This window comes from Geobacter grbiciae (genome assembly GCF_018531165.1).
Classification (GTDB): Bacteria; Desulfobacterota; Desulfuromonadia; order Geobacterales; family Geobacteraceae; genus Geobacter; species Geobacter metallireducens.
This window is the reverse complement of record NZ_JAHDIW010000002.1, coordinates 350,486-363,501: the sequence shown is the minus strand read 5'-3', so window position 1 is coordinate 363,501 and position 13,016 is coordinate 350,486. Positions and strand designations below refer to the sequence as shown.

Annotated in this window: 14 protein-coding genes; 8 read left to right on the top strand and 6 right to left on the bottom strand. The window is 55.8% G+C overall.

Annotated features, from left to right (window positions below):
* The first annotated feature begins 23 nt into the window (after positions 1-23).
* The 4 genes from KJB29_RS05105 to KJB29_RS05090 all read left to right on the top strand — a co-directional run bounded on the left by KJB29_RS05105 (position 24) and on the right by KJB29_RS05090 (position 3,659).
* Positions 24-1,136: an SPOR domain-containing protein gene (locus tag KJB29_RS05105; protein WP_215733649.1), complete on the top strand. Its 1,113-nt coding sequence runs from the start codon at positions 24-26 to the stop codon at positions 1,134-1,136.
* 106 nt (positions 1,137-1,242) lie between these two features.
* The gene (locus KJB29_RS05100; RefSeq protein WP_425514108.1) at positions 1,243-2,031 is read left to right on the top strand and encodes a hypothetical protein; all 789 of its coding nucleotides are present in this window, start codon (positions 1,243-1,245) and stop codon (positions 2,029-2,031) included.
* A 13-nt stretch (positions 2,032-2,044) separates the two neighbouring features.
* On the top strand, positions 2,045-2,920 hold the full coding sequence (locus tag KJB29_RS05095) for a GTP-binding protein (protein WP_215733647.1): 876 nt from the start codon (positions 2,045-2,047) through the stop codon (positions 2,918-2,920).
* Between the two features lie 61 nt (positions 2,921-2,981).
* A complete protein-coding gene (locus KJB29_RS05090; RefSeq protein WP_215733646.1) occupies positions 2,982-3,659 on the top strand; it encodes an MgtC/SapB family protein in 678 nt (225 codons plus the stop codon).
* 51 nt (positions 3,660-3,710) lie between these two features.
* Here KJB29_RS05090 and KJB29_RS05085 read toward each other — a convergent pair whose 3' ends face one another.
* Positions 3,711-4,292 carry a methyltransferase family protein gene (locus KJB29_RS05085; RefSeq protein WP_215733645.1) on the bottom strand — a complete coding sequence of 194 codons (582 nt, stop codon included), beginning with the start codon at positions 4,290-4,292 and terminating at the stop codon, positions 3,711-3,713.
* Between the two features lie 127 nt (positions 4,293-4,419).
* On the opposite strand from KJB29_RS05085, the gene KJB29_RS05080 reads away from it, so the two are divergent.
* Positions 4,420-5,241: a cytidylate kinase family protein gene (locus KJB29_RS05080; RefSeq protein ID WP_215733644.1), complete on the top strand. Its 822-nt coding sequence runs from the start codon at positions 4,420-4,422 to the stop codon at positions 5,239-5,241.
* Between the two features lie 97 nt (positions 5,242-5,338).
* Here KJB29_RS05080 and KJB29_RS05075 read toward each other — a convergent pair whose 3' ends face one another.
* Positions 5,339-5,545, bottom strand: a complete 207-nt coding sequence (locus KJB29_RS05075; protein ID WP_215733643.1) for a hypothetical protein — start codon at positions 5,543-5,545, stop codon at positions 5,339-5,341.
* 11 nt (positions 5,546-5,556) lie between these two features.
* Entirely contained in the window at positions 5,557-6,438 is an 882-nt protein-coding gene (locus KJB29_RS05070; protein ID WP_215733718.1) for a PHP domain-containing protein, read from the bottom strand.
* 201 nt (positions 6,439-6,639) lie between these two features.
* Here KJB29_RS05070 and KJB29_RS05065 point away from each other — a divergent pair, with 201 nt between their 5' ends.
* The 3 genes from KJB29_RS05065 (at position 6,640) to KJB29_RS05055 (ending at position 8,504) form a co-directional block, all read left to right on the top strand.
* On the top strand, positions 6,640-6,873 hold the full coding sequence (locus KJB29_RS05065; protein WP_425514107.1) for a hypothetical protein: 234 nt from the start codon (positions 6,640-6,642) through the stop codon (positions 6,871-6,873).
* Positions 6,870-7,526 carry an endonuclease III domain-containing protein gene (locus tag KJB29_RS05060; protein WP_215733642.1) on the top strand — a complete coding sequence of 219 codons (657 nt, stop codon included), beginning with the start codon at positions 6,870-6,872 and terminating at the stop codon, positions 7,524-7,526. The genes KJB29_RS05065 and KJB29_RS05060 overlap by 4 nt, the downstream gene beginning before the upstream one ends.
* Positions 7,527-7,637: 111 nt before the next feature.
* On the top strand, positions 7,638-8,504 hold the full coding sequence (locus tag KJB29_RS05055) for an NAD(P)-dependent oxidoreductase (protein ID WP_215733641.1): 867 nt from the start codon (positions 7,638-7,640) through the stop codon (positions 8,502-8,504).
* Positions 8,505-8,543: 39 nt separating this feature from the next.
* Here the strand turns inward: KJB29_RS05055 and rlmD are convergent, their stop codons facing one another.
* From rlmD to pelF, 3 genes are all read right to left on the bottom strand, one after another.
* Complete coding sequence (gene rlmD / locus KJB29_RS05050) at positions 8,544-10,025, bottom strand: 23S rRNA (uracil(1939)-C(5))-methyltransferase RlmD (protein ID WP_215733640.1); 1,482 nt, start codon at positions 10,023-10,025, stop codon at positions 8,544-8,546.
* 104 nt (positions 10,026-10,129) lie between these two features.
* The gene (gene pelG, locus KJB29_RS05045) at positions 10,130-11,500 is read right to left on the bottom strand and encodes an exopolysaccharide Pel transporter PelG (protein WP_215733639.1); all 1,371 of its coding nucleotides are present in this window, start codon (positions 11,498-11,500) and stop codon (positions 10,130-10,132) included.
* A complete protein-coding gene (gene pelF / locus KJB29_RS05040; protein WP_215733638.1) occupies positions 11,500-13,011 on the bottom strand; it encodes a GT4 family glycosyltransferase PelF in 1,512 nt (503 codons plus the stop codon). The genes pelG and pelF overlap by 1 nt, the downstream gene beginning before the upstream one ends.
* Positions 13,012-13,016: the final 5 nt, after the last annotated feature.

Below are 13,016 nucleotides of genomic sequence, written 5' to 3'. Positions count from 1 at the left end.
CACTAACAGGAGGAACGCATCAGATGAACATCGAATTTGACCAGGAACCCGGAGATACATCATCAAAGGGTGGGGGGAGCAATACCCGCCTCCTCCTGTTGGTGCTGCTGCTTCTTGTGGCGGTATTCGGCTATCTTTTCTATTTCACTGATATCATAAAGCCTCGCCAGGAAGTCCAGGCTCCGGCACCGGTTCAGCCGAGCCAGGTCAAACAGCCGATTCCGCCGAGGCCTGCGGAGCAGCCCGCTGGAGTCGCTCCCGTCGAGCCGGCTAAACCCGCGGCAGTCTCTCCTCCTGCCGCGGGTCAGCCGGAGCCCGCGAAGGTGGCCCAAGAGCAGAAGGCGCCGGAAAAGGCGAAGGCCGAGCCTCCGGCACCGGTTAAATCGGCTGTTCCCCCGACAAAGAAAGAGCAGCCGAAGCCCGCTGAACCTGCCAAAGCCCCTGTGGCAAAGAAGGAACAACCGAAACCGGTAAAGGCCCCTGTGGAAGCAAAACAGAAGGCTCTTCAGGCCAAGCCGGATGACAAACAAAAGGCTGCCGCATCATCCAAGGAGGCGAAACATGCCGCTCCTGTTAAACCGAAGGCTGCCGCTGCAAGGAAAGTGGCAAAGAAGGCAGTAGCCGGGAAAAGTGGAGCCAAGGCGTCCTCGGTCAAGGCTTCCGCTGCGCCGGTGGCAGGTGAGTATACTCTGCGGATCGGTGAATATGTCGTGCCGTCGGCCATGGAAAAGGACAATGCCAAGGTTCGGGAGGCAGGGCTTACGCCGGTTGTGAAAGAGGGGAACAGAAAGAAGGAGCCGATGATCCGGCTGTTGTTCGGCGAGTTCGCCGATCAGGAAACGGCTCGCAAGGAACTCCAGAAGCTTCGTGATGCCACGGTTGAAGGGTTTATCCTCAACGAGGGAGGCAAATACCGCGTCTATGCCGGATCCTACTTTGTGAAAGCGCGAGCAACGCAAGAGCAGCAGCGTCTGGAAGCACTCGGTTATAAACTTACCTTCAGGAAAGCGAACGTTTCCGTGCCGGTCCTTCTCCTGACCGCAGGCAAGTACGGTAGCCGGGCAGAAGCGCTCAAGGACGTGTCGCGTCTGAAGAAAAGGGGACTTTCCGCGGCAGTGATTGCAAATGTAAAGTAGTGGAGCAGAGTCCCTGAAAGTAACGCTGAAAATATCTCCACGGGCTGCCGCTTTCCTTGCCGGCGGCGCATCGCGCGGCGAAAAGCTGAAGGTGATCGGGGGAGAGGTGGAACTCTCTCCCCCGGATCTGACCACAGTTCTCTTTGTTCTGGCCCACGACCCGGACGGCGAGGTCAGTGGCGGAGCACGCAAGTGTCTCGCGGAGTTGCCGGAAGGCGAGCTCCGCGAGGCCGTTTCAACTCCATCCCTTCATCCAAGGATACTTGACGGCATAGCCCGTCTCTATCTCCGGAACCGGGAAATTGCATCGCTGATAGCCTCACACCCCCACTGTCCCGAAGAAACCAGGCTGTTTCTTGCCGAACGGGGCATTGAAGTGCCTCATCGCACCGTGTCGATCTCCCACACCACCGAAGAAGAGGCTGCCCAGGAGTTTCCTGACAATGGCGAGGGGGAAGTCGACGAAGAGAGCGAGGCGTTCCGCGGAAAGTACCAGTTGGCCCAGGTCATGGGGGTGTCCGACAAAATCAAGATTGCCCAGACAGGCGACAAGGAGTGGCGGATGATCCTTATCCGTGATTCCAACAAGCTCGTGTCGGGAACCGTCATCAAGAACCCCCGGATTACCGAGCAGGAAGTGCTGACAATCTGCAAGTCGTCGATCCAGAATGACGAAATTCTCCGTGTCATCTGCGCCAACAAGGAATGGGTCAAGAACTACCAGATACGCAAGGCGCTTGTGGAGAACAACAAAACGCCGCTTCCGTCGGCCTTGCGCTTCCTGGCAACCCTGAACGAGAAAGACTTGGCCCATCTGGCCAAGAGCAAGAGCATCTCGTCGGTGCTCTCGACCCAGGCGCGGAAGCTGCTTCTCAGCAAGAAAAAGGACAAATAGGAGGACGGCCGCAATGGCCCTGTTTAACAGAACGAAGCGTGAGATCAACGCTAAGATCGTTTACTTCGGATCTCCCCTAGCCGGCAAGGCCACGACACTTCAGTTTATCCACCGGAAATTGAAGCCGGAATGCCGCGGCCCCATGAAAACAATGGGGGGGCAGTCGGACCGGTTGCTCTTCTTTGATTTCATGCCCCCCGAACTGGGAGAGGTTAACGATTACCGGGTCCGCTTCCATCTCTACACGGTTCAAGGAGAGGTGGCCAATCGCTCCACCTGGAAGACCGTTCTCAAAGGGGCCGACGGCATAGTATTCGTTGCCGACGCATCGCCGGAATCAGCCGCGGTTACCCGGGAGAGCATGGAAAACCTGAGGGAGTGCCTGAGAAGCTATGGTCAGGATTTGGAGAAGCTTCCCTGTGTGGTACAGTGCAACAAGAGCGACCTGCCCGATGCCCTTGCCATCGAAGAGATGGCGCAACTGGTCGATTCTGCGGGACTCCCCGTGATTAGATCTGCATCCAGGACAGGCGAGGGTATCCTTCAGGTTCTTTCCTCGGTGGTGAAAGGAGTCATGACCGCGCTCCGGGACCAGGAGTCGGTGGGGAGTGTGACAGCTGACTCTTCGAAGGGGTTGGCAGGAGTGGGATCAGAGGATAAGCATGCGCCGGTGGAGAGGGGCGAAGGGATCGCTGCCGTTCCCTCTGATTTAGCGGAGAGAGTCGATACTCTCCCGGGTGCGGCTGTGCCGACCCTTGCCATGGGGGGGGCGGTAACGGTAACGGCGGACGGTATTTTGCAGGTGCCTCTCACGGTTGGTTGCCGTGGGACCCAAAGGGGATTTGTCCTCACAATAATGCTAACCCCTGACGCATCCGTGGTCGCATGAAACTCGAACTATTTTCTACATTCCCCGCTGTGTTCGGTACCTTCCTCGGACAGATGAAGTGATGGAATTCAACCTCTACATGATTGGCCGTCTTCTCCTGGCATCGCTCCTCGGAGGGCTCATCGGCCTGGAACGGGAGATTCACGGGCGTCCGGCCGGTTTCAGGACGCATCTTCTGGTGTCCTTGGGGGCGTGCCTTTTTGTGGTCGCTTCCATCGAATTTTATCGGCTCTACGGTAATTTTTCCGGTGTCGGCCCAATTGGCGTCGATCCTGGTCGGGTTGCCGCCCAGGTCGTGACCGGTATAGGATTTTTGGGGGCAGGCGCCATTCTCCGCGAGGGATCGTCCATCCGCGGTCTCACCACGGCGGCATGCCTCTGGATTGCTGCCGCCATTGGCCTTTCGTGCGGGGCGGGCCTCTACACCATTTCGCTGGCCGTTACGGCAATTTCACTGATAACCCTTCTCTTCCTGAAGAGGGTCGAAAGCGTTTTGAAGCGTGATTCCTACTACTCCGTCAAGGTCTGGAGTGATGATATAAAGGGATTATCAGACCGGATTGAACAGGTCCTGAAGACTGGGGGACTGGAGATTCTGGATGTTAATGTGGAAAAAGATATTGATTCCGCACGCATGTACTTTGAATTTGATGTGAAGTTCAGTACGCGCGGTGCCAAAGGTGGTATCGTGGAATCCCTCGTCTCCGTTGATGGCGTGAGGAAAGTGCGTCTCGATTGATTTGCATCTACCCCTGCTTGGCGGGTTTGTTCATGCCCGCTCTCACTCACCTTATAACCGTGGCATCTCCTTTTTTGCCGGAATGAACATCGGTACATTTTTCTGATAGTTCCGATACGTTTCTCCGTATTCGGCAATCAGCCTTCGCTCCTCCATTCGTGCCCCAATTACGAAATATGCCGCCGAGAAAACGGTTAGCAGCAACCATTTGAGGGTCATTACCGGGTTGAGAGCCAGAAAGACGACCGACAGCGTGTAGAGCGGATGTCGTACCCTTGCGTAGCATCCGGTGGTCACCAACTGCTTGCTGCCGGGAGTGCCGCGCAACTGTCTCAGCCCGATCAAGTCGTCAATGCCGGTCTGGGCCGCGCACCGGGCAAGAAGAACAATGAAAACAAGCTGAATAAGGTAAAAAATGAGGCTCCCCGCGCCTGGCACAATATAGACAACCGGTGAAAAGTGCCATGCAGACAGTGCCCAGGCGAACGTCACGAGGGCGACCAGGTTGTATGCGAGCCGGTAGAAGCGCCCAAGTCGCGGGAATATATCCCCCATGCGCCTTTGGAGTCCGGGAAGTGCAAGGATCGAGTGCATCAGGGCGAAAACGAATAAACGGGCAATGAAATCAGCCATATGGCTCCTTGGTGAAAACTCCGTGAAACAGCGTCATTGATGCGCATGGTACCATCAAATTACCCTCTTGTATACGCACCCCGTGACATGGTAATATCGAGCACTTTTTTGCACTACCGGGGGTACTATGGCAATTATCACTATTTCAAGAGAGATGGGAACCGGCGCCTACCAGATCGCTCGCGAGGTGGCGAAACGGCTGAAATATACACTTGTTGACGGTGCAAAGATTGCAGAGCTTGCCCCCCAGTATGGCCTTGACCGGGAGATACTCAATCGGGTTGATGAAAAACCGCCAGTGTATATCACCGCCGAGGACAGGCTCCAGGCAGCCCATCTGAACACCATCGAGATTATCATGCTCGACTGTGCCCGCAAGGGGAATGTGATTCTCTACGGGAGGGGTTCCCAGGATCTTCTTGCTGATGTCGAAAATATCCTCCGGCTTCGTTTTGTGGCACCCTTCGAGGATCGGGTGGAAAGCCTTTCGGAGCGGGAATGGATTGACCCGGAGTTGGCCCGGGTGCTCATCCGCAAGAGTGATCATCAACGGGGTGGTTTCATACATTTTTACTTTAACCGCGACTGGAACGATACCTTGGGGTATGACCTCGTATTCAATACCTCGCGCATGTCTCAGGGGGCGATTGTCGAAAGCATTGTTGCCGCTGCCAAGGACCCTCGACTGAAAAACGGCGAAGAGAAGACACGTGAGATCGTCGACGAGATCATCCTCTGCAAAAAAATTGAGACTGAACTCTTTCGTTCAAGCACCATCGAGAATCTTCACTTCAAGATCAGCGCACAAAAGGACGTAGTCCGTCTCTCTGGCCACGTTTATTCCGATAGCGAGAGGGAAGACGTGCTTCGCATTGTTGCGGGAGTGAAGGGGGTCACGAGCATAGAGGATGACCTGCAGGTTGTAAGCTACAAGCCTTACAAGGAGTGATATCTGGTGATGCTTCAGTAGTGTTGGCCGAGAATCGGAGATACGTAAAAGGACCCTCGCAGGTGCATGCCGGGTCCTTTTTTATGGGGAGAGATTGTCAGGGAGTTTCTTCGGTTGGCGGCTCGACGAGCCTGATGCTGATGCGGCGGATCAGGTGTTCAATCTGCGTCAGTTTTTCTTCGTACTGCCGGAGATAGTAGCTGCGCCGCTCATTGTCGTAGAAGGTTATACCGTCACGCAGCATGGAAATTCTTGTCCGTGCCACCTCTCGCATCATTTCCAGGGTTTCCCGCGCGTCGGCCATATCGGATTCTTTCAGGTACGGCTTCCCGGTGGAGTGATCCTCCGTGATTCCGCCAGATTTTTTACTGCTTCCGCAAGCCGATGTGAAACCGCGAGCCCGCCTCGGCCACTACCAATTTCCACATCATCCTCAAATCCGTGAAAGTCTGAGCCGCCGGTCATGAGAAGGCCGGATTCTCTGCACAAAAATTCCAGGGAAAGCATGTCGTCCTTGTAGCACATGTTGTTGAACACTTCAATGCCGTCAAGACCTAGTGCGACAAGCTCGGATACGATTCCGCGGAGCACCTGCCGGTCGTCGCTGACGGTCATCGGGTGAGCCAGAACCGCCACGCCTCCGGCCCTCCTGATTTCCGTGATGGCGTCCCCGGCCGGAATATAGAGCTTTGGGACATTACATGGGATGAGATACCTGCGGAATGCGTCCTCCATATTCCTGGCGTAGCCGCGTTCAATGAGCATCCTGCCGATGTGGGGCCTGCCGACTGCGCCCCCCGCCAGATTGAGCACTTCATCGTAGGAGAGGGGCGATTTCCGCCCATCAGTGAGCCGTCGGTTTATCTTGTCGACGATGGCCCGTCCCCTGATATCACGGTTTGTCCTGAATTCTGCAAGCATGTGCACGAGACGGGGATCGCGGTGATCAAGGTGATACCCCAGGATGTGCATATCGCGATAACGGCCGTGTTCGACCGAAAGTTCAACCGCGGGAATCACCTCCACGCCCAGGCGTGCGCCGGCGACCAGCGCTTCGTCGATGCCATCCACCGTGTCGTGGTCAGCGATGGCGATGGCGACCAGGCCTCGCTCCGCCGCCATCTTGACCAAGTGTGCCGGGGGGTGGATGCCATCGGAATAGTTCGAGTGAACATGGAGATCGATTGTTGTCATTATTAGTTCTTCTCTGTGATGGGGTTATCAGAGAATAAACCATGCCCCCCCGTCGATTGCAAGCGGAAGCATACTATTTCGACTTCAACAGGGAGATAGCGGTTGCCATGACTTGGCGCTTTCGGTAGTATTTTCTACCACAGCGGATGCTTCAGGAGCATTTTTCAACGGTAACATCCGCTGAACACCACTGGAGAGGATTTCATGATGGCAAAAAATCAAGGGCTCGCCCTGGGAATCGCAGCAATGGCGCTCTATATATTCGGCGGCATACTTACCTTCATCGGACTCTATCTGATCGTTTTCATGCACGGCAGTGATGTCCTCGGATGGGGCGAAGGGCGGAGTCTCGGTTATCTCTTCTTCTGCGTGGGTATCAGCCTCTCCGTCATGGGGGTCCTCTTTATGCGCATTTTCAGGAACCGGGGCCTGTCGTGAAAGACAGCGATATCCATGAGGCCATGGCTCTCCTGGCGGAGGCTGTGAAATCGTGGCCATCTCCCGCAGTTACCATCGTCTCGCAGCGGGAAGGAAATCCCTTCAAGGTGCTAGTCTCCTGCATCCTTTCACTCCGTACCCAGGACAGGACCACCGGTCCGGCATCGGAACGACTCTTTGGCCTGGCCGATACCCCGGGGAAGATGCTTTCCCTCTCCACGGACGAGATCGAACAGGCCATTTACCCCGTGGGATTTTATCGAAACAAGGCAGCCCAGATTCTCGATATCTGCAGTACCCTCGTGGATAAATACAGCGGACAGGTCCCCGGCGATCTCGATGAACTGCTGACTTTCAAGGGGGTAGGGCGCAAGACTGCGAACCTGGTTCTGACTCTTGGTTTTGGCAAACCGGCCATTTGTGTCGATACCCATGTCCACCGCATTTGTAACCGGTGGGGATACACCAGCACGAAGACGCCGGCGGAGACGGAGTTTGCGCTTCGCGCCAAACTTCCTAAGAAGTACTGGCCCGTAATCAACGATTACCTCGTCACTTTCGGTCAGAACCAGTGTACACCTGTTTCGCCCCGTTGCTCCACCTGCGTTCTTGTTCCTTTCTGTAACAGAGTAGGCGTGACAAAATCGCGATAAAGCAAACAGTGTTATTTTTTTAAACTCTTCTATTGTACAAGAGGCAAACACATTGTACTATTAACACCGTTCGGAGCTGTGATTACTTACTGTAAATTCAGGAGGCATGCAATGTTGAAAAATGTCGGTTTCTTGGGTCTGGGTACCGTCGGCCGGCACATGGCCATCAATCTTCTCAAGGGAAGCTACACTCTTACGGTTTACGACTCGGATCCCGAAGTCGTTGCAGAGCTTGTCAAGCAGGGAGCCCTCGGAGCCGGAACGCCGCGGGAGGCTGCCAAGGGGCAAGATATTGTCATCTACATCCGTCCCGAGAAGGAGCGGCTGAAACCTGACATTTACGGGGAAGACGGCATTTTCGCGGGGATCGATCCCGGCACGATCCTCGTTGACATGGGAACCCATTCCCTTGAGAGCACGAAGGAAATGGCCGAAGAGGCCGCAAAGCACCGGGTCATGTTCCTTGATGCACCGGTCTGGGGAACCAAGGAGCACGCAGCCAACGGGCTCATCACCATTCTCGCCGGCGGGGATCCGTCGCTCCTCGGTCGGTGCCGTGAACTCTTCTCGTTCTTCGGACTCAACATCATCCATGTCGGATCCATCGGTGACGCTACCCGGATGAAATTCGTCGTTAACCTGGTTCAGGCCGAGTTGATGGAGACTCTGGCTGAAGCCATTGTCTTCGGCGAGAAGATGGGGTTCAACGTTGACAAGATTCTCGAAGTGCTCGATTCCGGTGGCGTTGCCTCCCCCCTGTTCCACTCCAAGGGGCGCGTCATTGCCCGGGGAGATTTTACCCGTAACCTGGCCCTCAAGTACGTTCACGAACAGCTGGAACTGGTGCTCGAAAAGTCTCAGAAATTGGGCCTGGATCTGCCGGCCGCCATGGTGGCGTGCAAGACGTATGAGCAGGGGGTCAAGGATGGCCGCGGCGAAGAGGACTTTTCCTCAGTGGTCAAGGTCCTGAGAAAATAGTTGCCAGGCACGACGTCAGGTAGAGAGAGGGGCACCCGTTCAGGCGGATGCCCCTCTTCTTTTGCGCGTGAAAGGTTGCCGACCTGAGGGGGACGTTGTTTTTTCATGGTCATCCCGCGCGTGACGGGCATCAACGAGAAGGGCCACATTTTCAATGTGAGGAGTTTGGGGGAACATGTCCACGGGTTGGACCTCCCGTGTCTGATAGCCGAGCCCCGCGAGGATGTCGAGGTCGCGGGCCAGGGTGGCGGGGGAGCAGGAGACATAGATCATCCGGCCGGGGCCTGAGTCAACAGCAGCCTCAAGCACCCGGCGGTCGCACCCCTTGCGTGGCGGGTTAAAGATGATCACGTCGGGTTCAGTTCCTTCTTCCACCAACTCTTCCAGGAGCTCTGCCGCATCACCCGCCTCGAAGGAGCAGTTGCGAATCCCGTTGAGGCGCGCGTTTCGTTCCGCATCGGCTACCGCCGCATCCACGTACTCGATGCCGTGAACCTCCCGTGCGCCGGGGGCCAGGAAGAGTGAAATCCCCCCGATGCCGCAATAGAGATCAACGACCTTCTCCTTGCCGGCCAAGGCGCTCCATTCCCGGACCTTTTCGTAGATGATGCGGGCGCCACCGCTGTTCACCTGGAAAAACGAGCGAGGCGAGATGGAAAAACGGACCCCGGCAAGCTCTTCAATGATGGCATGGTCTTTGGTCAGGAAGTGGTCATGGGGGGCGAGGATGACATTCCCTTCGGAGGTGTTCACGTTCTGAACCGCCACATCCAGTTCGGGGACCGCCTGCTTTACGAACTTGGCGAGGTGGTGAATCTCATTGTAACTTCTCTGGGCAGTGACGAAGACGGCCATGGCCCGGCCAGTGTGCTCGGAAACCCTCACCACAAGGTAGCGGAGGATGCCGGTGTCGGTGCGGGGATTGTAAACTGGCACCTTCCCCTTTCGTATTCCTTCCTTCACGGCAGCCACCACCCGATTGATGAGTGGATGGTGAAGGGGGCAGACACTGATGTCGACCACGTTGTGGCTGTTGCGCCGATAGATGCCGATGATCGGAGATCTGAAGGTGCCCGCCACAACAAGCTTTGCGGAGTTTCGGTACTGTAGGGGGCGGGGAGAGGAAATGACATCGTTTATGGGGACGGCGCGCAGCGAGGCGAAGGAGCGGATCTCCTTTTCGACGAGGTTGCGTTTCAGGGTAAGCTGCGCCCCATAGTTCATGGATATGAGGGGACAGTTGCTGCATGAGGAGGTGGTGCATGAAGGAGACGGCATGCGGTCGGGGGAGGGGGAGAGTATGGTGATTGCCTCCCCGAACATGGTCCGTGGTCCGTTGTGGGTTACCCTGATGCTGACCGTTTCACCGGGGAGGGCACCGGTCACGAGGACTTTTTTCCCTTCGTGGGATGCCGTTCCGAATCCTTCATCGTCAAAACCGGTGATGGTGAGTGTTACCACTTGGCCGGTGGCGGTCCGATGGTTTCTTTTACCGTCTTGTTTCCTATATCTCGTAGTCATTTCCCTATTAACAATGAGTCGCACTTCCCTGTCAAGGAACTTATTAAACCTATGGGCAGTCTTGATATCAAGCCGCAGGCCAACGCTCAGGCCTGCCGGAAAAGCTATTGCAGCATGAAGGTCTTGTACTCCAGCGTGTCCAGATCCCGATCCAGCAGTAACATGCCGCACAAGATCGTAATGCACAGTGAACCGGCAAAACCATAGCCGTAAAAGTACGGGCCGAGGTTGATGGATATGATTGACAGAATGAAATTCAGGGTGGCGAACAGTACTGTCAGGAGCAGGGCGCGTCCTCGCCGGTCAAGATAGAAATAGATGTTGATGAGCCCCAGCAGAACCACCTGCAGACCGGCAGAAACCACGTCGATGTTAAGCAACGGCACGTAGACCAGCGAGATTCCCGCCAAGGAGAGCATGGCGGGGCCAAAGAGGAATATGATGATGGTGGCGATGGACTGGACCTTGATGATGTCGTAGATCCCTTCCCGTGCCGTGTGTACCATTTCATTCTTCATAGTCTGTATGTTGGTCAGTGACCCCCCTTCGCGAACCGAATCATAGAACCGATCATAATACTCGACGAAATCGGTTTCCATCCGCACCAGGAACACGGCCATGCCGGGCAGAATTGAAAGATAGGCGAGGAATATCGGAAAATCATATATTTCCGAAGCGTGCAGGGGGCCGATCACGTTGCTGCCGGTATAGGGGTGAAACCAGAAAACAAATTTATCGGCCCAAATCGCCAGGTTGTAGAAGAAGCCGGTAAGCATCAGGGAATAATGCACTCGCCGCTTGCGCAGAAAATCGAACTCCACGAAGGTGCGTGACGGGTAGTTGCGGAAAATTACAAACAGCATTCCTTTGAGGAGCACAAACTGGCCGGTTAGGAATGCCAGCAACAGTCCTTCCAGCTTCCAGGTCCGCAGGAAAAAAGCAAGGAACAGCGCGGTACCATAGCCGAGGGCGAAATTATACAGTATTGTCTTGTATGCTTTCAGGCCTGAAAGAAGAATGGCGGCCATCCAGACGCAGGAGACCGTAACAAAGGTGGTTGCGAAGAGAAGGCGGTAGATCAGCGATGTCTGGGGGAACAGCACGATGGCCAGGGGGAAGGAAACCAGACCTCCGACAGTGGTCACCAAGAGGAGCAGGCCGTTCAGATTGGGAAGCAGTCTGAAGTGTTCCTTTTCAAAGATTCTGTCGGCCGAATAGCGGGTGAAGGCCAGTTGGAACAAGCCCGTATAGATCAGGGAAAGGGCGATCAGGTACGTGATGGATGTCTGGAACTGCGATACCAGAACTGGCGGGATGACGACCGGCAGCGAAATGAAGCCAATCAACATCACTGCGAAGATGGAGAGCACCCAGGGGCCGGAGCTGATAATCCCGGCATAGCCATAGGTCTGCAGCAGTGAAAAAAAGGTGTCGCGTTTGAGCAGTTTGCGCAGTTCGAAGCCGATGCCCGCCATCAGTCTATTCCTCGCTGGTACAATTGCCGGTAGCTGTCGAACATCTGTTGCTCGGTATAGTAACGTTCGACCCTAGAAATGGCCGCATTGCTGGCGCGTTTCCAGTGGTCGGGATCCTTCAGGAGCCGCAGGGCCTCCCCTGCAAGGTCATGGGGGTTGTTGATGGATACCACCCCTCCAGCCGCGCCGATGGCCTCGTCCTCCTGGCCGTGGCCCATGATCAGCTGGCGGCAGGCGCCGACATCGGTTGCCACGACCGGTATGCCGGCGGCAAACGCCTCCAGAATGACCAAGGGTACCCCTTCGCTGACCGAGCTGAGGATCATGACGCCGGTATCCGGGAAAATCTCCATTGGATTCCTGAATCCCATGAAGCTGAGATTCGAGGCGATGTGGAGACTTTCCGCAAGATCACGGCACTCGGCGGCATACTCAGGGTTTTCGTCTTCGGGGCCGATGATCCATCCCTGAACCCCCGGCAGGCTGTTGGCAGCCAGCCGTAGGGCACGGATAAAAGTTTTGATGTCTTTGATAGGCACCACCCGCCCCACCAGGGCCAGTACCGGTGGAGGGTTGTCAGGGCGTCGCTCCCGCAGCTTCGCGAACCGGGCGATATTGATTCCGTTGGGTACCACCATGGTGCGCCCACGGGGGGCTCCGTCACCTATTTCGCGTTCCCTGGCCCCTTCGTAGAGTGACACGATATTGCTTGCCGCCCCATAGCAGAAACGGCCGATGGTTTCGAAAAACCGTATCCAGAGGTCGCGGTAATAGCTTACTTCCGTGGGGTCTTTCTGCAGGGCATTGCGGTTGTCCTGGATCCAGTCGCTGCTGAAGATATCGATGCGCCGCTCCTTGGTGTAGATGCCATGTTCGCTCAGGATCAGCGGCCGCCCGCTGTTGTGGTGAAGAAGTGCGCCCAGGAAACCGGCATAGCCGGTTGACACCGTATGATACACCCGCGCCGGTATGAGTCGCTTTGCGATGGCGGCCAGCAGCCAGATGGGAGTATGCATGTTACGGACTGTCCAGAAATAATCGACGAAGGAAGGATCAGTGCAGCGTTCCTGGTAGAGATCACAGATCAGCTCCCAGGATTTTTTCGAGTAGAGGAACTGTTCGAAGTTCGCACCGTTGTTGGAGTCAAGGTAGAAGTCCGGCGTTTTCAGAGCACGGTCAAGCGTACCTTCGTCAGGACGCAGAAACAACTCATGGATGCGCCGCACGGTTTCGAATGCGCCGGAGTTGCCCGCCATGGGGCGGATGGCGGGCATAGCCAATTCGTCATGGAGGTAATGACACTCCAGGTGGACCAGGTTTGGCGGAAGATCATACTTAAATTCGCCGTAATCACTGCGGCTGCTGCCGATAAATAGCGCGCCGAACCGGTATTCCGGAAACGCCAGTATGATCTGGTTGACCCAGCTGGATACCCCGCCGCTGACGTAGGGGAAGGTCCCCTCCAGAAGCAGCATGATATCCACGTCATCTGATTTCGGGAAACGATCCATAGTGG

What these genes read in the sequence shown, in the direction of transcription:
- KJB29_RS05080 (WP_215733644.1), top strand. Translation starts at nt 4,420, where the DNA reads ATGGCAATTATCACTATTTCAAGAGAGATGGGAACCGGCGCCTACCAG.
- KJB29_RS05085 (WP_215733645.1), bottom strand. Translation starts at nt 4,292, where the DNA reads ATGGCTGATTTCATTGCCCGTTTATTCGTTTTCGCCCTGATGCACTCG.
- pelF (WP_215733638.1), bottom strand. Translation starts at nt 13,011, where the DNA reads ATGGATCGTTTCCCGAAATCAGATGACGTGGATATCATGCTGCTTCTG.
- pelG (WP_215733639.1), bottom strand. Translation starts at nt 11,500, where the DNA reads ATGGCGGGCATCGGCTTCGAACTGCGCAAACTGCTCAAACGCGACACC.
- rlmD (WP_215733640.1), bottom strand. Translation starts at nt 10,025, where the DNA reads ATGACTACGAGATATAGGAAACAAGACGGTAAAAGAAACCATCGGACC.
- KJB29_RS05065 (WP_425514107.1), top strand. Translation starts at nt 6,640, where the DNA reads ATGATGGCAAAAAATCAAGGGCTCGCCCTGGGAATCGCAGCAATGGCG.
- KJB29_RS05090 (WP_215733646.1), top strand. Translation starts at nt 2,982, where the DNA reads ATGGAATTCAACCTCTACATGATTGGCCGTCTTCTCCTGGCATCGCTC.
- KJB29_RS05105 (WP_215733649.1), top strand. Translation starts at nt 24, where the DNA reads ATGAACATCGAATTTGACCAGGAACCCGGAGATACATCATCAAAGGGT.
- KJB29_RS05075 (WP_215733643.1), bottom strand. Translation starts at nt 5,545, where the DNA reads ATGGCCGACGCGCGGGAAACCCTGGAAATGATGCGAGAGGTGGCACGG.
- KJB29_RS05095 (WP_215733647.1), top strand. Translation starts at nt 2,045, where the DNA reads ATGGCCCTGTTTAACAGAACGAAGCGTGAGATCAACGCTAAGATCGTT.
- KJB29_RS05055 (WP_215733641.1), top strand. Translation starts at nt 7,638, where the DNA reads ATGTTGAAAAATGTCGGTTTCTTGGGTCTGGGTACCGTCGGCCGGCAC.